The organism is Bacteroides sp. AM41-16 (assembly GCF_003603495.1).
Lineage (GTDB): Bacteria > Bacteroidota > Bacteroidia > Bacteroidales > Bacteroidaceae > Bacteroides > Bacteroides uniformis.
Window position 1 is genome coordinate 56,344 of the sequence record NZ_QTNE01000011.1, and the last position, 21,111, is coordinate 77,454.

The following is a 21,111-nucleotide window of genomic DNA, read 5'->3' on the forward strand; positions in this document are numbered from 1 at the left end:
TTTATAAATGCAAATAAAAGGGAGGGATTTATGGAAAATACACATCTGGTCTTTTATCCGGAAGCATCCGAATTTAGCAAAAATACTTACGAATTTGAAAAAATGGGCATCCGCCTTGCCGGATGTATAGATGAGGTGCGTTGGAAGTATAGATGCAACGCGCTGGATGTATAGATAGAATACGCTGGATATATACTTCCAGCAAACAGCCCCTACAAGCATCTTTGGCAGGGGCGTGCCGAAAAAATATTATTGTACTAATTCTTAACAAAAAATGGTTATGGAACAGATTATTGAAAAAAATGTTCGTTTCTGTGGATGTTGCCACAGAGAACTGCCCGTTGATTCTTTTTATGTAGACAAGCGTACGCTTGCCCCCGACAATTATTGCAAGGAATGCCGTAGGGCGATGAGCAACGCCCGCTACCGTCGCTCACTTCCAGCAAGCAATCCCCTCCGTTATCCGGTCATCACTGAAATTTCGGACTGTACCCTTCGTATGTATCTTATTCTGAATGCTTTGAAGGTAGTGCGCGAAAGCGTGCTCCGCAAGCGGAAACGCCTATGCGAAGCAGGTGATATAGAATGATACAAGCCGCTCTCTCCCCCTAATCACTAACCCCTAATCATCAAACCATGTCCAGAATCAAAAAACGGGGACTTGACTATTTCCCCTTGAACACAGACTTCATGCACGACCGTCTGGTGCGCCGCATCATGAAACGTGAGGGTGACGGCTCCTTTGCCATTCTGCTGGGCGCCCTCTCCTGCATTTATGCCGACGAAGGCTATTACGTGTGTGCCGACGAGCTTTTCTACGAAGACCTTTCCGCCTGCCTCTATGAAAAGACGGCTGCCGACGTGAAGCGCATTCTTGCCCTGGCTGTGGAGTACGGCATTTTCAATGCCGCCCTTTTCGGCAAATACGCCATCTTGACTTCTGCTGAGATACAGCGGCAGTATCTGTTCAGTACCAAGCGCCGGAAATCTTCCGCCATAGACACACGTTATTGTCTGGTGGATGATTCTCAGAGCGATGACGATGCCGCGCCGACTGCCGCCGGGAGAGTGCCGTCTGCCAATGGAAGCGTGCCGTCCGCTGCCGAAAGTGCAGCATTTAAGCCCGAAAATGCGACATCGGGTACATATAGCACAGCAGAGCATAGCACATCACAACACAGCAAAGAAAATCCCCTCCTCCATAGTTCCCCCGGAACCGGGGGCACTGAGGGCGCGGATGTGCCATCCGCGGAGGGGGAATATCTTCGGAAAATAGAGCAACTGCAACCGCCGCAGGATGGCACGGACCGCAACCTGGACGGGTTGCTTTTCAATCTGAAGCAGTTCCATATTCCTCCGCAAGAGCAGTATGCCATTATCCTCAAAAGTAATTTCGGTGCTATCGGCCACCCTTTGTGGAAGGGCTTCTATGCCTTGCGCGAGAGTCATGGCAAGATACGGCAACCGGGGCGATACCTGCTGAGCCTGTGCTGTAAGTAAAGTTTTCGATTTGTGAATAAATTCATGAAGAAAAACGGTTTTTTTAATTTGCACACTTTTCCGGATAGCGTTATCTTTGCAATGTGGTTAAGCTTAATACACAAAAATAAAACAATGCTGTTTCATTTGAAAAAAACGAATCCTTGAATTTCAAGACAAACTATTAATTTTTAAAACAAAACTACTATGCCAGTAATTTACAAATCATTTCAGTCGGTTCTTGCCAACAAAGAGGGCAAGAAGCTTTTCTATCCCCGCGTGGTGCTGACGGGGAATGTGGACACCGAGCAGGTGGCCAAGGAGATTGCGGAATTGTCTTCCCTCTCTACGGGTGACTCGAAGAATGTCATCGACAACCTGGTGACCGTGATGACTCGCCACCTGCAGTCTTCCGAGAGCGTGACGCTGGACGGTCTGGGTACTTTCCGCCTTACGATGAAGTCCACCATGAACGGTGTGGAAGACCCTCTGAAGGTATCGGCTACCCAGTCCACGCTACGAGTGCGTTTTCTGCCCACTTCCAAGCGTAATCTGGACCATACGGTGTCTACCCGTTCGCTGGTGACCGGGGTGAAGTGCGTGCGCTTCGACCTTCAGGACACGGCAGGTTCGGGCGGCAACGACGGCGGTGGCAGTGATGGCGGCAGCGACGGAGACCAGGGAAATAATCCGCTGGGATAAGGGGATTTACGATTAGACGATTTACGATTTACGATTGAAATTCGTACTGCTGAATAATCGTACCTATGCAGGCATTTGTGATACGAAGAGTAATCTCAATTGTAAATCGTCAAATCGTAAATCACTACTAACTACCAACTACTAACTACTCACTACTTATTCATGCGAAAAATCAACTACATCGTGGTGCATTGCAGCGCCACGCGGGAGGGCCATGTGCTCACTCCCGAGGCTTTAGAGTCCGAGCACCGCCGTCGCGGCTTCCGCACGACGGGCTACCACTACTATATCCGGAGAGACGGTACCGTGCTCGGAACCCGTTCCCTGGAACTGCCCGGTGCGCATTGCCGCGGTCACAACAAGTATTCGATAGGTATCTGCTACGAAGGCGGGCTGGATGCCCGGGGAAATCCGAAGGATACCCGTACGCCGGAGCAGCGTTCGGCCCTGCACCTGCTGGTGTACCAGCTGCTACAACAGTTCCGGAACGCCCGTGTATGCGGCCACCGCGACCTCAGTCCCGATTTGGACGGTGACGGGAAGGTGGAGCCGTGGGAGTGGGTGAAGCAGTGTCCGTGCTTCGAGGTAAGTAAAGAATTTTAGAACAATCATCTTTAAAACATGGAATTATGAAAATAAGCAAAGAAACCTGGAAAGATATCTTGAAAATTGTGGGTACCATCATTGCCACCATAGCCAGTGTGCTGGGCGTGCAGGCGATGCCACTGTAAAAACAGTATTACAAAACTAAAAAAGTGTGCCGGAAGCCGAAATACCTACTTCAGGCGCACTTATTTAAGAAATATATAAATTTCATTGAATATGAAAAATAGAATAAAAGTATTGTTAGCTCTTCTTATGTTATGTGGTACAACGCAGTCGGTACGTGCACAGGACGGTGGAGATATGAATAATCATCTTCTGCGGATAAATGATTATGTACCTGCTATTCCCGAAGCGGCAGGTATGCAATTGTATGGAAACATTCCTGTAAGTGAATACACAGGAACGCCTGATATCTCTATACCGCTATATACCCTTAAATGTGGGCGTATAGAACTACCCATTACGTTGTCTTATCATGCGAGCGGAGTCAAGGTGGCTCAAGAAGCTACGTGGGTAGGTCTTGGTTGGAATCTTTTGGCAGGAGGGTGCGTCAACCTTAATGCTGTGGGCAAGGTAGACGCGACCTCCGGTACATTTGCTACTTGGGCTGAATGGGAGAAAATAAAATATCACTGGAAAGTACAGAGTGCTGATACGTTGAACTACCGTTCGGGTACCGAGGAACTGATGAATTTGTGGGGAAATTTAATGTTCGACCCCAATACGAGTAATACGACCAATGGAATTATTAATGAAGGCCTTATAGGGCAAGGTGAAAGAGATATATTTGAAGTTGCATTGCCCGGAGGAAGATCATTCAAATACTTCTTGCACCCCAAAAATCAGACTCCTGTCATTATCGGTTCCAGGATGAATTGCAAAGTGTGGCATAGTGCTGAAAAAGTGATCATTACAGATGAAGCAGGCACATCTTATGCCTTCAGGCCTTATGCATTTGTAACTTCCAATGCTCCCTTGACTTATATGCTGACAAGTATGACGGATGTGACGGGACATACTATCACTCTAACCTATGTTACCGCCAGTTGCTATTCGGTGCCTGTTATGTCGGAGTATTATACCGTAGGTACTCCTCCGGACAATGACTATATAAAACGGGACTTTACTGCCGGCATTTCACAGACTTGCTATTTAAGCAAGATAGAAACCGATACGGAAGAAGTGATTTTCGAGATGGGAAGTCGTGAAGACCGCTATCCGGGAACTACCGGAAAACTGACAAACATGAAAATAAAGAGTAAGTTGGACGGGAAGGATGTGTATTTTTACCAGTTCAATTATGATTACTTCATTTGTCCCGAACAATCAGTCGGCGGTAATTACTTGTCATCGGACGATTATGGGTCGTCGTCTACCATACCCACCAGCGTACTTCGTAAACGTCTGAAACTGCTTTCTGTACTTCGAAAAAATGGCACTTCGCAGGGTGAAAAGCATACATTCACTTATAATGAAGCTGTGAACTTGCCTTATAAGACTTCTTTTGCCATAGACTATTGGGGATATTACAATGGACAGCAGAATACTTCCACGCTTACAAACCGTGTTCATACATTGATTCCCTCCCTGGAAGGTTTGACGAATGTTCCTTTATCCGGTTCTACCGCTGTCAGAAATTGTAGCCGGGAGTATATTACGGCCAATATGCTGAAGAAAATCACATATCCTACGGGCGGCAGTGTGGAGTTTGAGTTTGAACCTCACACTTTTGTAGGAGACAATCGTTTCATTTCTGCAGAGGATTTGAATAAGTATGACGCACAAGTCAAAGGTGTCAATACTGTCAACAACAACGACCTGATAGTGACGCCTTCCGCTACTTTCACTCTGCCCACCACGCAGGTAGTGACGGTGGATGCTCAAGTCAATTTTCCCGATTATGAAGTCAATCAAGTCATCGGCTCCGGAACCACTTTGCGGAAACTCGGTGCCGGAGGAAGTGTCATTAAATCGTACAAAGTGACTTCACAAAATACCAGTGGGCATGTGTATCATGTCAACGAGTCGTTCACATTGGAAGCGGGAGATTATGTCCTGACAAGTACATTGAGTTCTGCAGTTACCAATCAAGGTTATTCTACCCGCAATGCCAGTTCTGCTACTTTGACCTATAGAGGCGGTGGAACTGCAGTAAACAAAGACACATTGCAGAAAGTTGGCGGAGGAGTGAGAATCAAGACCATTACTAAAAAGAATAATACAGGTGAAGTGTTGGAACGTACCGGTTACTTGTATGAAAGCGAGAATCACAAGACCTCTGGCATTCTGATGTTCTCAGTCAAGTCCTATGATGATTTTAATGTCCGGCGCGGAAGCTATACCACAACTCCTGAAGGAGTGATACGCCCTTCTACCAGTTACCACACTTTCCGCCGTTTTTATGCTCAGGCGCAAACTCCACCAGCTTCTGCGCCCAATGCCAATCCTGTAGGTTACAGCCGTGTCGTCAAGCAGCGCGATTTTCTGGATGCGGGGAGAGAGGAACTCGTATTCAGTAACATAGCCGGCCAGGATTATGATGCTACCTTGGCTTATATGCCTGCCAACTATAATGGGCGACTACTGAAAAAGAGCATCTATGATGCCGGTAATATCTTGGTATGGGAAGACACCTATGAATATGAGATTGCAAACAAGTGGCAAGAATTGACCAACATCCGTGTAAGGGACAACTATGTGGGTCCGGTTAATTGCTATTCCGGCAGTATCACCTATAATGAAAACATCGGAGGACAGACGGTGAGCTTTAGAAATCCATTGGCTTATCACGGACGTTTTGAGATAACTTTATATCCGCATCTTACCTATGATATACGGTTAAAACGGGAAGTTTCGACGGAATATGCCCATGGTGTACCGGTGACGCAGGAAAAACTGTATACCTACAACAGTCGTAACCAGATAGCTACTTGCCGCACAAGTACCAGCCGTTCGGGCTATGTAATGGAAAGCTATGCTTATGCAGCGGATGTTTCTTCCTACAAAGATGAATTCAAGGCTAATAACGTGCTTGATGCTGTACAGAACTACCAACGAACATCGGGAGGAGCGACGCTGTATCTGAATAATACGTACGGGGACGTCTTTTCTAAATTCACCTTGCAGTCCAGTGAAGAATATAGTAGTTTGTATCCTGAGAAAAGAACTGTTTCTTATAGGTATGATAGTAAATGGAATCCGGTGGAAGTTACTACTCCCGACAACATGTCTGTGGTCTATTTGTGGGGCTATAAATATTCTTTGCCGATTGCCCGTCTCAAAGGTATCACTTATGCGGAAGTAGTGTCTCGGCTCGGAACAACAGGTTTGGATGCTTTGTGTTCTGCCGGTTCACCCAATACGACGGCCCTCTATGCACTGAAAACGTCCTTCCCGGAATGCGAGGTCACAACCTGGCTTCACAATCCTTCTTATGGGCTGAAGGAGATAAGAAAAGCAACTGGTTTTAAGGATTTCTATCTCTATAATGCTTTGGGTGGTTTATCTGATGTGCAGGATCATAACCAAAATCCTATTGCCTCGTACTTCTATCAGTGGTCTCCTGACGGCACTTCGCAGAATTACGTTCGCACTCATGCTATGACTGCAGCAGCAGGTAGCAAGTATATGGCAAGTTATGATTATTATGACGGTTTGGGGCGTCTCTTCCAGAAGGTACAAAAGGGAATTACTCCCACCGGAAGTAATTTGATATCGTTACAAGAATATGATGGCGCAGGACGTCGTTCGGAGAGTTGGCTCCCAATTGTTTCCTCCTCTGTTTATATGTCTCCTTCGGCTATCAAAAGTGCGGCTCCGGGCAACTATTCAAGTGATTCCCGTCCCTACAGCAAGCCTGTTTACAGTGTTTCCCCATTAGACCGCATTCTGAAGCGATACTCTCCGGGAGCGGCATGGGCATCAAAACCTGTAACTATGGATTATCTGGCTAATTCTTCCGATGTGAATTGCATTAACTATTCGGTAAGTTCGTCTGGGGCACTTGTCAACAACGGTACTTATGCAGCCGGACAGTTGCGCGTGGTGAAACGTATTGACGAAGACCAACATGTTTCTTATACTTTCACAGACAAACAAGGCCATATATTGCTGGAACGCCAGATGCAGGGTAGCGAGCAGCATGATACTTATTATGTGTATAACGATTTGGATAACCTTTGCTTCGTATTACAACCGATGTATCAGAGTGTGTCAAACCTGGATCAATATGCTTTCCAGTACAAATATGACAACCGTAACCGTTGTAATTGGAAAAAGCTTCCAGGTGCTTCTGCCGTGAGCTATGTGTACGATGAGGCAGACAATATGATCTTTTCCCAGGATGGCAAGCAGTATGCCTCTAAGCAGTGGAGTTTCTATCTGTATGATAAGTTCCATCGTCTGGCAGTGCAGGGCGTTTGTTCCAATACGAATACGGCTGCAGTTTCGAATGTTATTGTATCATGTACACGGGTGAATAGCAACAGCGGTTTGGGTAACAGTGGATATACATCAAGCTTTGCCTTGGTGTCGCCCGAAGTCCATAGAGTAAACTATTATGACGACTATGCCTTCCGTAGTCTGACCGGTTTCGATAATGCCGGCTTTCCTGCGGCAACAATCGATGCCAAAGGATATGTCACCGGTAGTGTGATTACTGTTCTTGGCAGCAGTACAAAACTTTATTCGGCTAATTATTATGACTTTGAGGGACGCATCACAAAAACGGTTCAAGGCAATTTGCTGGAGGGTTATGATACGACGAACACTGTTTATACTTTTACCGGCAAGCCGAACACTGTGACACATACACATACTGCCAGCGGAAAGACCACGCGCACGGAAGTATATACCTATACCTACGACCATGCGGACAGAATAAGCAAAGTGCGGCATAGTCTTGGCGGCACTTCAATCACTCTGTACGATGCCACTTATGACAACTTCGGCCGTTTGCTGACCAAGCAGTATCACGGTACGAGCACCAACAAGCTGACTTATGCCTACAACCTGCGCAGCTGGCTGACGGGCATCAGCGGTACATGCTTCACACAGAACCTGTACTACAACACGGGTGTGGGTACTGCGAAGTACAACGGCAGCATCAGCAGCATGACTTGGAAGTCCGGGAACGAAAGTACAGTCCGTGGTTACAAATTCACTTACGACGGTCTTGACAGAGTACTGAACGCTACCTATGGAGAGACAGCAAGTATCAGCACGAATGCGAACCGCTTCTCGGAGAACGTTACGGGTTATGACAAGAACGGTAACATCAAGAGTTTGCAACGTTACGGCCAGACTGGTGCCAGTGCCTACGGCCTGATAGACAACCTGACTTTTACCTTGAACGGCAATCAGTTGAGCCGTGTGGACGATGCCGTGATGGCTTCTGCTTACGGTGGAGGCTTCGAGTTCAAGGACGGCGTGAAGCAGGTCGGAGAGTACACCTACGATGCGAACGGCAATTTAACCAAAGATTTGAACAAGGGAATCACCGATATTCAATATAATTGTTTAAATTTGCCAAGTGCAGTAACGTTCAGCGACGGAAGTACGATTACCTATGTTTATGCAGCCGACGGCACAAAGCTAAGAACGGTTCATAAGATAGGTGGCGCTACCACCACAACGGACTATTGCGGGAATGTGGTCTATGAAAACGGAGCCCAGAAGCTTCTGATTACCGAAGAGGGCTATATTACTTTGAGCGACAACAAGTATTACTATTACTTGAAGGACCATCAGGGGAACAACCGTGTAGTCATAAACCAGAGCGGAGCGGTAGAGGAGACAAACCATTACTATCTGTTTGGAGGAGTATTCGCTTCATCAACAAGCACTCAGCCTTACAAGTACAATAGCAAGGAATATGACACGAAGAAAGGCTTGAACTGGTATGATTACGGGGCACGGCATTATGATGCAGTGTTGGGACGGTTTATGACGGTGGATCCGTTGGCAGAGAAGTATTATTCAGAAAGTTTGTATACTTATTGTTATAGTAATCCTATAAATTGTATAGACCCTAACGGGAAGGATGGTATTTATATTGCCTTCCCTGATTATAAAATATCAACTCCTATTGGTAAAATTGGGAATTTAGGTCATGCTGGAGTATTATTGATTGATAATAAAACAGGAGTGACTAAATATTATGAATATGGCAGATATGACAAAGAGGGTAAAGGAGTTGTCAGAACATTCGCTGTTCCAAATGTAAAAATAGGACAAGATAAAAAGCCTACATTGGAATCATTGAATAAAACTTTATCAATAATATCTGAACAAGCGGGACATGCCGGAAGAATAGAAGGAGCATATATTGAAAGTGATAAGTTTAAAGAAATGAAAAACTATGCAGAATCAAAAATAGCGGAGAATGCTAATTCAAAGAGGAAAGAGTATTCATTAAGGAATAATAATTGTGGAACTTTTGCGGCTGATGTTTTGAAACAAGACCCATCTGTAAAAGATAAGGCACCAGTAATTATAGATCCAAGGCCCAATAGTATAGTTAAAGAGTATCAAGATAATTTTAAGTCACTAAATTATGATCCTAAAAAGAGACAAGTTAAAATTGAATAGATATGGAAAGTCAAAGTATATCATTAGGAGATTTATTTTCAGTTGAATTATTTGTAGGATCAATAACGTTTGTTTTAGGAACGGTTTTGTTCTTCTTATTATTATTATTGAATTTGAGGCTTAATCTTAAAACGACATTATTATATTGTTGCCTGCAATTGATACTTGTTGTCTCTCTTTCTACTATTTTCTTTATATTTTGGCGTTTTAATTTTGATATAATGATAGGGTTTCTATATTTACCAGGTGTATTATCTGAGGTTTTTATTATGCTCTTATTCTATTTTATATTAAAAATAAAAAACAAATAATTGAATAATATTTTTATAACAATTCTATTACAGCGGGTGGAAACATCCGCTGTTTCTTTTTATAGGGTACCCACTATAATAGAAATATTAGCAGTCTAACTTGCCAAGTGGAGTAATGAAGGCCCAATGGCAAAATTTATTCAATGAGCTTTAAAGCAAATGTTAACGCCGCCTATGATAATACTACAATCATTGGTACAGACACTAACCGTTTCCGCGAGAACGCGACAGCTTTCGTCTACAATAACAGCTTCGAGTTCAAGGACAGCATGAAGCAGGCGAACGAGTACACCTACGATGCCAACGGCAATTTAACTAAAGATTTAAACAAGAATATTACCGGTATATCATATAATTGTTTAAATTTGCCAAATACAGTAACGTTCAGTGACGGAAGTACTATCACCTATATTTATGGAGCCGATGGCACAAAGCTGAGAACAGTCCATAAGATAGGCAGTACAACCACAACGACTGACTATTGCGGCAATGTGATCTATGAAAACGGAGTCCAGAAGCTGCTTCTTACCGAAGAGGGTTATATTACTTTGAGCGACAGCAAGTATCACTACTACTTGAAAGACCATCAGGGGAATAACCGGGTAGTCATCAGCCAGAGCGGCACGGTAGAAGAGACGAGCCATTACTATCCTTTCGGCGGTACATTTGCAAGTGCAGGTAATGTTCAGCCTTACAAGTACAACGGCAAGGAGTATGACTCGAAGAAAGGGCTGAACTGGTATGACTACGGGGCACGGCATTATGATGCGGCGTTGGGGAGGTTTGAGACGGTGGACCCTTCTGCTGAAAACTACTTCAAAACAAGTCTCTATGCTTATTGTGGTAACAGCCCTATCAGCAGAATAGACCCAACAGGAGCTGACTGGTATGAAGATAAACAAGGGAATTTACGTTGGCAGGAAGGCAGTGAAGCCTTAAAAGGCTATACTAATATCGGTTCATCTGCCTCTATTGCGTTAGGTAATGACAACTATCTGAACTTCTATCAGAATGGAGGTATCTTAGCCAATCAGGCTGTTAATGCTTTTGACTTGATAGCTTCCTGCGGTAAACTTCAGAATCAGTTCTTAGGTAAAACCAGTCCTTTATCTGAAGACTCTAAGTCTGCCCTTTTCAATTCTCTGAACAGTCGTTCTATAGATGCTATTGCGCGACCTATAGGCGAAGCTGCCTTTGGCTTTGGTGCCGGAGAGTTTGGCGGTATGTTGTTGGGGAAGGCAATAGGATGGGCTGTAGGAAAGGTGGCAGGAAGAGGTACTCAAAATGCAATACAATCAACTGCTCACGGAGTGCAACGGATTGCTGGAACAACGGCAACGAGAGGAGGGGTACTTTCTGTGAATGAAGTAAGAGTAACAAAGTCTGTAGGAAAGGCTTTTACTCAGGCTGATGGAGCTACAGTTTATCTTCATGAAATTACTCCCGGTAGATTTAATGCTGTTGTAGAAGGGAGGAAAGGTATAATAACAACAATGGGAAATTGGTCTCAAAAATCTATTAATAGAATAGCGAAAAATTATGGATGGAATATTAAATAAAGAAATGGTTGTTTGCTGTTTCTGCGGGAAGAGTTTACCCTTAGAAGCGGCTGTAGTTTTGAAAGTTTGGGCAAATGAGAAGAGTGAGGAGTATCAAGTATTATATTCCCATAAATCTCATTTTGTTAGAGCATTAGATAAATCAGTAATACTACATCCAGATTTATTAGAGCCTGATGCTTTAGGTTAATTCGTCGTAACGAACTACTGTCTTCCTCTGATATAGGTTGATTAAAAACCAATCTATCTAATTACTATCCTAACATCAGATATTCCATATCTTGTATGTTAGGATAGTTTTTGTTATTCTATCAGCGAGACGTAGGATACCTATTGTGTGTATGACGACCACCGTAATCTCTGCACTTGGAAGAAGCTTCCGGATGCGCAGCTCGCGGAGTATGTGTATGACAACGGTGGACGGCTGACGCAACAGGGGGAGTGCACGAACAAGACGGTTTCTTCCGATCAGGTGGTGCATGTGCAGAACTGGGCGGTACGGGTTTCCCGACGAGCCAGTTCACGAACGACACTTCGGGCTACAGTAAAGGCTCCCTGACAGGAAGCGCGGTGACTGTATCCGGCAGCAGTACTAAAATTTACAAAGGCTATTACTATGACGTCAAGGGGCGTGTAACTAAAGTCGTACAGAACAATCTTTTGGGCGGTTATGACGTGACTAATACGGTCTATACCTTTACGGGACAGCCCGCCACGGTGACGCATAGCCATACCGCAAGCGGCAAGTCCACACGTACGGAAGTCTATACCTATAGCTATGACCATGCAGACCGTGTAAGCAAGGTGGAGCATACTTTGGGAGGAACCAAAATAACTCTGGCAGACTATACGTACGATAGTTTCGGCCGTCTGAGTACCAAGTCCCTGCACGGCTCTGCGGCGAACAAGCTGACGTATGCCTATAACCTCCGCAGCTGGCTGACGGGCATCACAAGTACGCGCTTCACCCAGAACCTGTACTACAATACGGGTGTGGGTACCGCCCGCTACAACGGCAGCATCAGCAGCATGACCTGGAAGTCCGGGAATGAAAGCACCGTCCGCGGTTACAAGTTCACCTACGACGGACTGGACCGCATGCTGAATGCCACCTACGGCGAGACAGCAGGTATCAGCACGAACGCGAACCGTTTCAGTGAGAACGTGACGGGGTATGACAAGAACGGTAACATCAAGGGATTGCAGCGTTACGGGCAACTCTCTTCAGCCGCCTACGGCATGATAGACAACCTGACTCTCACCTTGAACGGCAATCAGTTGAACCGTGTGGATGATGCCGTGACGGCTTCCGCCTACAATGGCGGCTTCGAGTTCAAAAACGGTGCCAATGCTGCCGATGAGTACTCTTATGATGCCAACGGCAATTTAACTAAAGATTTGAACAAAGGTATTAGCGGCATTACATATAATTTCTTAAATTTGCCGAATGTGGTGACTTTCAGTGACGGAAGTACCATCACCTACACTTATGGAGCCGACGGCACAAAGCTGAGAACAGTCCATAAGATAGGCAGTACTACCACCACTACCGATTACTGCGGAAACGTGGTCTATGAAAACGGAGTCCAGAAGCTGCTTCTTACCGAAGAGGGTTATGTTACTTTGAGCGACAGCAAGTATCACTATTACTTGAAAGACCATCAAGGGAATAACCGGGTAGTCATCAGCCAGAGCGGTACGGTAGAAGAGACGAACCATTACTATCCCTTCGGCGGGGCGTTTGCAAGTACAAGTAATGTTCAGCCTTACAAGTACAACGGTAAGGAGCTTGACTCAAAGAAAGGGTTGAACTGGTATGACTACGGGGCAAGGCATTATGATGCGGCGCTGGGAAGGTTTACGACGAATGACAGATTTGCCGAGAAGTATTATTCGATGTCTCCGTATCAGTATGGGGCGAATAATCCGGTGAATAACATAGATGTGAATGGAGATACAATTGTTGTAAATCCTAATCCTAATGGCTTGATAGATAATGTGAGAATATTTTTTGGATTTGATACCAAGTATCAAAAGGACGTGAAAGCAGATTTGCAGCAACTTAAGAAGGATGATAAGGAAATTGGTGAGATGATTATTGAACTGGAGAAAAGTAAGAATGTTCATTCAATAACAAGGACTAAACGAGGAAAGTCTAATTCTTCAGGATTTGATAGAGAAAAAGCTAAAAAAGACATTCCGCAAGGAAGCATTATAAATTATGACCCTGATGTTAAAACGGATATTAATGGAAATCATCGGACACCAAGAATTGGTTTAAGCCATGAGTTACAGCATTCGTCGGATGTAGATAAAGGTATTATGTCTTATGAAAATATAGGAAATGGAATACCCATGAGAGAAATTCGTGCTATTAATACTGAGAATAAAATTAGAAAAAGAACAGGAGATGCAAAAAGAACGGAATATCGTGGAAGGAAAATACCCCAAAAACTGTTGGAATAAGATTATCCTTATGTTGGGTATTAATCTCTTATTTGTAATGTGTGTACATAAAACAAGTGAGAGGTATGAAGATATGTTTGTTGATTCTACTTGGCAAAGTCCTTTTGTTGCAATGAATATAGAATACAAAGATAGTGTATATTCGATAGTTCCAAGAGAAGGAGATATGTACCTATTTCTGAATGATGGGGTAGCTAATAAGAAATATCGATATGAACTTTTTCCAATTTTATTAGAACAGACATTGGGTATAGACAGCATTACATTTTGTTCACTAAAGGAAATGGACTGTATGGTAACTCCACAGCCATACATAGATTCAATTTATAAAGGAAAAGTAGAAAATCTTATTTCTTTGCTTTTTAATGAGAAAGGTGTACTTTCTGTTGGTTTGTCATATCCAGAAGAAAAATATTTGATTTATTTGTTATTTCATCATGGAGTTTATCTTAATACAGATTGCGAAACTGGAGTTTTGTATATCTTAAATAAATAAGTATTTTATATTCTTGAAATAATCTATTTAATTGCTATCCTAACATCAGATATTACTATATCTTGCATGTTAGGATAGTTTTTTATTTACTTCCCGCTTCCGGAAAGACTACAAGAGAGGAAGTATACACTTACAGCTACGACTATGCTGACAGGGTGAGCAAGGTGGAGCATACTTTGGGAGGAACCAAAATAACTCTGGCAGACTATACGTACGATAGTTTCGGCCGTCTGAGTACCAAGTCCCTGCACGGCTCTGCGGCGAACAAGCTGACGTATGCCTATAACCTCCGCAGCTGGCTGACGGGCATCACAAGTACGCGCTTCACCCAGAACCTGTACTACAATACGGGTGTGGGTACCGCCCGCTACAACGGCAGCATCAGCAGCATGACCTGGAAGTCCGGGAATGAAAGCACCGTCCGCGGCTACAAGTTCACCTACGACGGACTGGACCGGATGCTGAATGCCACCTATGGCGAAACAGCAGGTATCAGCACGAACGCGAACCGTTTCAGTGAGAACGTGACGGGCTACGACAAAAACGGTAACATCAAGGGATTGCAGCGTTACGGGCAACTCTCTTCAACCGCCTACGGCATGATAGACAACCTGACTCTCACCTTGAACGGCAATCAGTTGAACCGCGTGGATGATGCGGTAGCGGCTTCCACCTACAATGGCGGCTTCGAGTTCAAAAACGGTGCCAATGCCGCCGATGAGTACTCTTATGATGCCAACGGCAATTTAACTAAAGATTTAAACAAAGGTATTAGCGGCATTACATATAATTTCTTAAATTTGCCGAATGCAGTAACGTTCAGTGACGGAAGTACCATCACCTATACTTATGGAGCCGACGGCACAAAGCTGAGAACAGTCCATAAGATAGGCAGTACAACCACAACGACTGACTATTGCGGCAATGTGATCTATGAAAACGGAGTCCAGAAGCTGCTTCTTACCGAAGAGGGTTATATTACTTTGAGCGACAGCAAGTATCACTACTACTTGAAAGACCATCAGGGGAATAACCGGGTAGTCATCAGCCAGAGCGGCACGGTAGAAGAGACGAGCCATTACTATCCTTTCGGCGGGGTATTTGCAAGTGCAGGCAATGTTCAGCCTTACAAGTACAACGGTAAGGAGCTTGATACGAAGAAGGGTTTGAATTGGTATGATTATGGGGCGAGGCATTATGATGCGGTGTTGGGAAGGTTTATAACGGTTGATGCTTTATATGACAAACATTTTAAAGTATCTCCTTATGTCTATTGTGGAAATGAGCCTGTCGGTCGCATTGATCCGGATGGAAATGATTGGCGCGTGCAAACCCATTATAATCGTGAAACGGATAAGATAGAATATAAAATTACGGTAAGAGCGGCTTTGATAAATAATTCTAATAATAAGGAGCTTGATATAAAGACTTTGGCTGGACAAATAGTAGAGCAAGTGAATGCCGCATATACGATTTCAGGTGATGACTTTGTTTCGACTATGGATATGCAATTGAGAACTGTCAACTCGGTGGATGATATAAAGGACACTGAACACGTTTTGCAGATTGTTGATCAAGATATGTTGACAAAAACGGATAAAAGTGTAGTTATGGCTGAGACTTATAAAAATAGTCTGGATGTGAAAATAGGAACGAAAGCGGTTTCTAATATGTTGAACAATGATGATAACCGGACTTTTGCTCACGAACTTGGTCATTCAGGAGGATTGGGGCATACAATGAATGTGGAAAACTTGATGACACAGAAAAAAGTTATTCAAGATTTTGATGGAGATTATCTTAAAGCAACTCAGTTAAACCGTTCTCAGATACAAACAGTCCGAGATAATTATATCCATAACAAGTTGAATAGGCATATTCCTAACTGGAGGCAAAAACTTAAAAGAAGGCAGTAATATGAAGACACGTATATTTATTTTTATAATCATACTTGCCATGCTGGTGGCGTGCATTGGTCATTTGGACTCAGAGAATGATTTCATGATTCGAGTAGGTACTGGTTTTAAGGAGCGTACCGGTAAAGATTATATCCAATGTTGGGTGAATGACAGCCTTGTTTTTAATGGACTGTATGTGAACAAGACGGATGACCAAATATTGGACTACCATGAAGATTGGCTTGGAATGGAAATCACCCGTTTCGATAAAAGCGGATATGATAGTTTAAAAATAAAGATACGTGTCACATCTCTGGATACGGTATTATATTGTGGAAAAAGGGTCATAGATAGTACGTTCCGATACCGGATTGATAATATTCCCAATATTGTAATTTCATGTAGCTCCAACGGTGGTATTTTGTTGTGGGATACTTTACGTACACCTGATTATTTTTGGCTCGAATATTGATATATTAAGAATCTCTGATTCTATAATCTAAACAATTCCCTGCTTATGTTGGATGTAAGCAGGGAATTTCATATAGGAGCATGCTGACTTGGAGCGGTACGCTTTCCGTTACCGGTACGACGTGACATCCACGGTCTATACCTTTACGGACAAGCCTGCCACGGTGACGCATACGCACACGGCAAGCGGGAAGGACAGCCGGACGGAAGCATACACTTACAGCTATGACCATGCAGACAGGCTCTCCAAGGTGGAGCATACATTGGGAGGGGCGAAGGTGACGCTTGCTGCCTATGCTTATGATAACCTTGGTCGTCTGCAATCGAAGTCGCTGCACGGCTCCGACGCGGACAGGCAGGCTTACGCCTATAATGTACGCGGCTGGCTGACGGGCATCAGCGGAACGAAGTTCACGCAGAATCTGTATTATAACACCGGCAACGGGCCTGCCAAGTATAACGGCAGCATCAGCAGCATGACGTGGAAGGCAGGAACGGCAAGCACCGTCCGCGGCTACAAGTCCACTTATGACGGACTGGACCGTCTGCTGAATGCTACTTATGGCGAGACAGCAGGCATCAGCACGAACGCCAACCGCTTTTCGGAGAACGTTACGGGGTATGACAAGAACGGCAATATCAAGGGATTGCAGCGTTATGGCCAGACTGGTGCCAGTGCCTACGGCCTGCTTGATAATCTGACTTTCACCCTGAACGGCAATCAGTTGAGCCGTGTGGAGGATGCCGTGAGTACCGCGGCATACGGTACAAACACTGCCTTTGTGAACGGTGCAAGCGCTGCAGGGGAGTATGCCTACGATGTCAATGGTAATTTAACGAAAGATTTGAATAAGGGAATTACCGATATTCAATATAATGTATTAAATTTGCCGAGTACGGTATCGTTCAGTGATGGTAGCACGATTACCTATACTTATGGTGCTGACGGCACGAAACTGAGAACAGTCCATAAGATAGGCAGTACAACCACAACGACTGACTATTGCGGTAATGTGATCTATGAAAACGGTACTCAGAAGTTGTTACTCACAGAAGAGGGTTACATCAACCTGACCGGTACCCAGCAGTATCATTACTACTTGAAAGATCATCAGGGTAACAACCGTGTAGTGATCAACCAGTCTGGTACTGTGGAGGAAACGAACCATTACTACCCTTTCGGTGGTGTGTTTGGCACTACAGGCAATACCCAGCCTTACAAGTATAACGGTAAGGAGCTTGATACGAAGCAGGGTTTGAACTGGTATGATTATGGGGCGAGACATTATGATGCTGCGTTGGGAAGGTTTACGACGAATGACCCGTTGGCAGAGAAATATTATTCGATGAGTCCGTATACTTATTGTGCCGATAATCCGGTAAAGTTCATAGACCCAAATGGTATGGAATATGCTCCTGGTGATCTGTTTAAGACTAAAAGAGCAGCAGCTAAAGATTGGGGTATGTATTATAATGGTGCATCTATTATACGTAAACGTGAAATGGGCTCTTCTATTTATGAAGTTAAGCAAAAGGGAAAGCTAAAGGGATATTCTTATAGTGCAGCCAATGAAGGAGAGCACAGCGTATCTATAAGCTTACCTCCTAACGGTGAGAGATTTGTAGGATCGATTCATTCGCATGGAGACGCGGACGCAGAGCATATAAATAATAAATTCTCAAAAGCTGATATAAAATATATTGAGAAAACAAAAGAAAATGGTTATTTGGCTACGCCGAGTGGCGATTTGTTAGAATATAATCCTTATAGTAAGAAAACATCAATAGTGACTAGTGATCTTCCTAGTGATCCCAAAGATCCTAAACGAAAGAATAATATTAATCCGAAAGATATTCCTGCTGAAAAGGGTAAACAAAGAATGAAAGAATTGCTACAAAAGCCAGATTTAAACATTCCTGTTAGCCAGAGAGAACATATTCATTGGGTATTTTAAAAAGATAGCAATATGTATAGGACTTATTTTTTTGCTTTAATGCTATTTGCGATGTCATGTACAAACAGTACATCGAAGGTCGGAGAAGATCAACAATCATCTCAACAGATTGAGTATGTAATGAATGATAGTCTCTCAACAGATTTTTATACTGATATGAAAAGCTATGTTCCTGCAGAGGGATTTATACCTACAGCGGATATTGCAGTAAAGATAGCGGAATGCGTACTATTGGAAATTTATGGAAAGGAAAGTATAGAGAAAGAAAAACCTTTTTCTGTTAACTTGGTAAATGGAATATGGGTAATAGAAGGGCATATTCCTAATGGAAATGATAGTGCGCTGACTTTCTGTGGACAATCTTATGTGGAAATAAGAAAAAGTAATGGTGAGATTATAAAGCTTTTGCATACTAAATAAAAAATATTACTCTAATATAAGTTGCCTTTTTTCAATGAGATTTATTTAATTACTATCCTAACATCAGATATGCTATATCTTGTATGTTAGGATAGTTTTTTAGGTCTATCAAATGATGTAGGTCATGCAGGACTACATCCGTACTCTCCGGATGCTTAACAGCACGGGCACTTCCTATCTGGATAACATTTCCTATATGTATTATTTGTACGACAGTCTGGGACGGCTGACCCTGCAGGGGGGAATCCTTCTTCCAGTCCTACCGTGCTTGTGCAGAACAACTTGCTCAGTGGTTACGACATCACAAGTACGGTTTATACTTTCTCCAACAAGCCGTCTGGTGTGACACATACACATACTGCCAGCGGAAAGACCACGCGCACGGAAGTATATACCTATACCTACGACCATGCGGACAGAATAAGCAAAGTGCAGCATAGTCTTGGCAGTACTGCGATTACTCTGTACGATGCGACTTATGACAACTTCGGTCGTTTACTGACCAAGCAGTATCACGGTACGAGCACCAACAAGCTGACTTATACCTACAACCTGCGTAGCTGGCTGACGGGAATCAGCGGCACACGCTTCACGCAGAACCTGTACTACAACACGGGTGTGGGTACTGCGAAGTACAACGGCAGCATCAGCAGCATGACCTGGAAGTCCGGGAACGAAAGTACAGTCCGTGGTTACAAATTCACTTATGACGGTCTTGACCGGATGCTGAACGCTACCTATGGCGAGACAGCAAGTATCAGCACAAATGCGAATCGCTTCTCAGAGAACGTTACGGGTTATGACAAGAACGGTAACATCAAGAGTTTGCAACGTTATGGCCAGACTGGTGCCAGTGCCTACGGCCTGCTTGATAACCTGACTTACACATTGACCGGTAATCAGTTGAGCTGTGTGGAGGATGCGGTGAGTACCGCTGCATACGGTACAAACACTGCCTTTGTGAACGGTGCAAGCGCCGCAGGGGAGTATGCCTACGATGTCAATGGTAATTTAACGAAAGATTTGAATAAGGGAATTACCGATATTCAATATAATGTATTAAATTTGCCGAGTACGGTATCGTTCAGTGATGGTAGCACGATTACCTATACTTATGGTGCTGACGGCACGAAACTGAGAACAGTCCATAAGATAGGCAGTACAACCACAACGACTGACTATTGCGGTAATGTGATCTATGAAAACGGTACTCAGAAGTTGTTACTCACAGAAGAGGGTTACATCAACCTGGCCGGTACCCAGCAGTATCATTACTATCTGAAGGACCATCAAGGCAACAACCGTGTAGTAATCAACCAGTCAGGTACTGTAGAGGAGACGAATCATTACTATCCTTTCGGCGGTGTTTTTGGCACTACAGGCAATACCCAGCCTTACAAGTATAACGGCAAGGAGTTTGACAATAAGAAGGGTTTGAATTGGTATGATTATGGGGCGAGACATTATGATACGGCGTTAGGAAGGTTTACGACTAATGACAGATTTGCCGAGAAGTATTATTCGATGTCTCCGTATCAGTACGGGGCGAATAGTCCGGTTGTTAATATTGATGTGAATGGAGATAGTATTAGAATTTGCACTGAAACTCAGTCCTTTGGTCACACATGGATTAGTGTTGGTGAAGGATCTAATATGACTGTTTATAGCTACGGACGATACAATGGAACTAATAAAGGGCCAGATAGAAGCTCTAATTCTTTAGGAAATGGTTCCGGTGTTCTTTTAAAGTTAATGGGGGATGAAGCAAAAGCTTACAATGACAAAAAAAGCAGCTGGTGGAATGTCTGTATTTGTAGTAACAGATGTGGCAGATGAAAAAGTTGCTAATATTTTAGACGAAAAGTTTAATATGTCAACTACAATGCCAGATAATCCTAAAAGTGATTATTATAACAGTTCTTCTGCTCGTATTATTGATGAATATAAGCTGACAAGTAATAATTGTACAACAATGGTATATGACGTGTTGAATAAAAGTGGGTCAAATGCTCTGAAAGGGACAAGGCTACAACAAACAAGTAATTTGGGAACATGGACTACTATTCCTATTGTCAACAGATTTGTTCTTCCAATATCAATGCAGAATCATTTAGTGAGAATATCCAAACCAGGAGGTGTAGTTTATAAAACAAGATAGAT

15 protein-coding genes and 3 pseudogenes are annotated in these 21,111 nt (G+C 43.7%); all 18 read left to right on the forward strand.

The genetic code is table 11. From position 1 onward, the window contains the following. Window positions 1-30 precede the first annotated feature (30 nt). Window positions 31-174, forward strand: a complete 144-nt coding sequence (locus DW896_RS11500) for a hypothetical protein (RefSeq protein ID WP_225982629.1) — start codon at window positions 31-33, stop codon at window positions 172-174. A gap of 100 nt (window positions 175-274) precedes the next feature. Further along, window positions 275-589: a hypothetical protein gene (locus tag DW896_RS11505; protein ID WP_008662326.1), complete on the forward strand. Its 315-nt coding sequence runs from the start codon at window positions 275-277 to the stop codon at window positions 587-589. Window positions 590-636: 47 nt separating this feature from the next. Further along, a complete protein-coding gene (locus DW896_RS11510) occupies window positions 637-1,500 on the forward strand; it encodes a DUF4373 domain-containing protein (protein WP_117945602.1) in 864 nt (287 codons plus the stop codon). 186 nt (window positions 1,501-1,686) lie between these two features. Next, window positions 1,687-2,181: an HU family DNA-binding protein gene (locus DW896_RS11515; protein WP_035447405.1), complete on the forward strand. Its 495-nt coding sequence runs from the start codon at window positions 1,687-1,689 to the stop codon at window positions 2,179-2,181. A 162-nt stretch (window positions 2,182-2,343) separates the two neighbouring features. After that, entirely contained in the window at window positions 2,344-2,784 is a 441-nt protein-coding gene (locus tag DW896_RS11520; protein WP_035447402.1) for an N-acetylmuramoyl-L-alanine amidase, read from the forward strand. 26 nt (window positions 2,785-2,810) lie between these two features. Continuing rightward, a complete protein-coding gene (locus tag DW896_RS21480) occupies window positions 2,811-2,912 on the forward strand; it encodes a smalltalk protein (protein WP_005825315.1) in 102 nt (33 codons plus the stop codon). Between the two features lie 91 nt (window positions 2,913-3,003). Continuing rightward, window positions 3,004-9,375, forward strand: coding sequence for an RHS repeat domain-containing protein (locus tag DW896_RS11525; protein ID WP_133302552.1), 6,372 nt, complete (start codon window positions 3,004-3,006; stop codon window positions 9,373-9,375). A 2-nt stretch (window positions 9,376-9,377) separates the two neighbouring features. Beyond that, entirely contained in the window at window positions 9,378-9,686 is a 309-nt protein-coding gene (locus tag DW896_RS11530; protein ID WP_035447399.1) for a hypothetical protein, read from the forward strand. Between the two features lie 227 nt (window positions 9,687-9,913). Further along, window positions 9,914-11,245, forward strand: a pseudogene (locus DW896_RS21695) (RHS repeat domain-containing protein); the annotation flags it as partial. Further along, window positions 11,226-11,435, forward strand: a complete 210-nt coding sequence (locus tag DW896_RS11540) for a hypothetical protein (RefSeq protein WP_035447395.1) — start codon at window positions 11,226-11,228, stop codon at window positions 11,433-11,435. The pseudogene DW896_RS21695 and the gene DW896_RS11540, both read left to right, overlap by 20 nt. 251 nt (window positions 11,436-11,686) lie before the next feature. Continuing rightward, window positions 11,687-13,711, forward strand: a complete 2,025-nt coding sequence (locus DW896_RS11545) for an RHS repeat-associated core domain-containing protein (protein ID WP_371413385.1) — start codon at window positions 11,687-11,689, stop codon at window positions 13,709-13,711. Then, entirely contained in the window at window positions 13,677-14,207 is a 531-nt protein-coding gene (locus DW896_RS11550; protein ID WP_118931273.1) for a hypothetical protein, read from the forward strand. Before DW896_RS11545 ends, DW896_RS11550 begins: the two co-directional genes overlap by 35 nt. Window positions 14,208-14,302: 95 nt before the next feature. Next, window positions 14,303-15,529, forward strand: a pseudogene (locus DW896_RS11555) (RHS repeat-associated core domain-containing protein); the annotation flags it as partial. Window positions 15,530-16,124: 595 nt separating this feature from the next. Next, complete coding sequence (locus DW896_RS11560; RefSeq protein WP_035447390.1) at window positions 16,125-16,577, forward strand: hypothetical protein; 453 nt, start codon at window positions 16,125-16,127, stop codon at window positions 16,575-16,577. Window positions 16,578-16,692: 115 nt separating this feature from the next. Continuing rightward, a pseudogene (locus DW896_RS11565) lies at window positions 16,693-18,531 on the forward strand (RHS repeat-associated core domain-containing protein); the annotation flags it as partial. Between the two features lie 12 nt (window positions 18,532-18,543). Beyond that, on the forward strand, window positions 18,544-18,951 hold the full coding sequence (locus tag DW896_RS11570) for an NTF2 fold immunity protein (protein ID WP_051642902.1): 408 nt from the start codon (window positions 18,544-18,546) through the stop codon (window positions 18,949-18,951). A 654-nt stretch (window positions 18,952-19,605) separates the two neighbouring features. Beyond that, the gene (locus tag DW896_RS21705; RefSeq protein WP_243634350.1) at window positions 19,606-20,787 is read left to right on the forward strand and encodes an RHS repeat-associated core domain-containing protein; all 1,182 of its coding nucleotides are present in this window, start codon (window positions 19,606-19,608) and stop codon (window positions 20,785-20,787) included. Next, window positions 20,729-21,109, forward strand: coding sequence for a hypothetical protein (locus DW896_RS21710; protein ID WP_227741090.1), 381 nt, complete (start codon window positions 20,729-20,731; stop codon window positions 21,107-21,109). The genes DW896_RS21705 and DW896_RS21710 overlap by 59 nt, the downstream gene beginning before the upstream one ends. The last annotated feature ends 2 nt before the right edge of the window (window positions 21,110-21,111 follow it).

Excerpts from the sequence above, each read along its gene's own strand:
- DW896_RS11500 (WP_225982629.1), top strand. The coding sequence starts at position 31 with ATGGAAAATACACATCTGGTCTTTTATCCGGAAGCATCCGAATTTAGC.
- DW896_RS11505 (WP_008662326.1), top strand. The coding sequence starts at position 275 with ATGGTTATGGAACAGATTATTGAAAAAAATGTTCGTTTCTGTGGATGT.
- DW896_RS11510 (WP_117945602.1), top strand. The coding sequence starts at position 637 with ATGTCCAGAATCAAAAAACGGGGACTTGACTATTTCCCCTTGAACACA.
- DW896_RS11515 (WP_035447405.1), top strand. The coding sequence starts at position 1,687 with ATGCCAGTAATTTACAAATCATTTCAGTCGGTTCTTGCCAACAAAGAG.
- DW896_RS11520 (WP_035447402.1), top strand. The coding sequence starts at position 2,344 with ATGCGAAAAATCAACTACATCGTGGTGCATTGCAGCGCCACGCGGGAG.
- DW896_RS21480 (WP_005825315.1), top strand. The coding sequence starts at position 2,811 with ATGAAAATAAGCAAAGAAACCTGGAAAGATATCTTGAAAATTGTGGGT.
- DW896_RS11525 (WP_133302552.1), top strand. The coding sequence starts at position 3,004 with ATGAAAAATAGAATAAAAGTATTGTTAGCTCTTCTTATGTTATGTGGT.
- DW896_RS11530 (WP_035447399.1), top strand. The coding sequence starts at position 9,378 with ATGGAAAGTCAAAGTATATCATTAGGAGATTTATTTTCAGTTGAATTA.
- DW896_RS11540 (WP_035447395.1), top strand. The coding sequence starts at position 11,226 with ATGGATGGAATATTAAATAAAGAAATGGTTGTTTGCTGTTTCTGCGGG.
- DW896_RS11560 (WP_035447390.1), top strand. The coding sequence starts at position 16,125 with ATGAAGACACGTATATTTATTTTTATAATCATACTTGCCATGCTGGTG.
- DW896_RS11570 (WP_051642902.1), top strand. The coding sequence starts at position 18,544 with ATGTATAGGACTTATTTTTTTGCTTTAATGCTATTTGCGATGTCATGT.
- DW896_RS21705 (WP_243634350.1), top strand. The coding sequence starts at position 19,606 with ATGACCTGGAAGTCCGGGAACGAAAGTACAGTCCGTGGTTACAAATTC.
- DW896_RS21710 (WP_227741090.1), top strand. The coding sequence starts at position 20,729 with ATGACAAAAAAAGCAGCTGGTGGAATGTCTGTATTTGTAGTAACAGAT.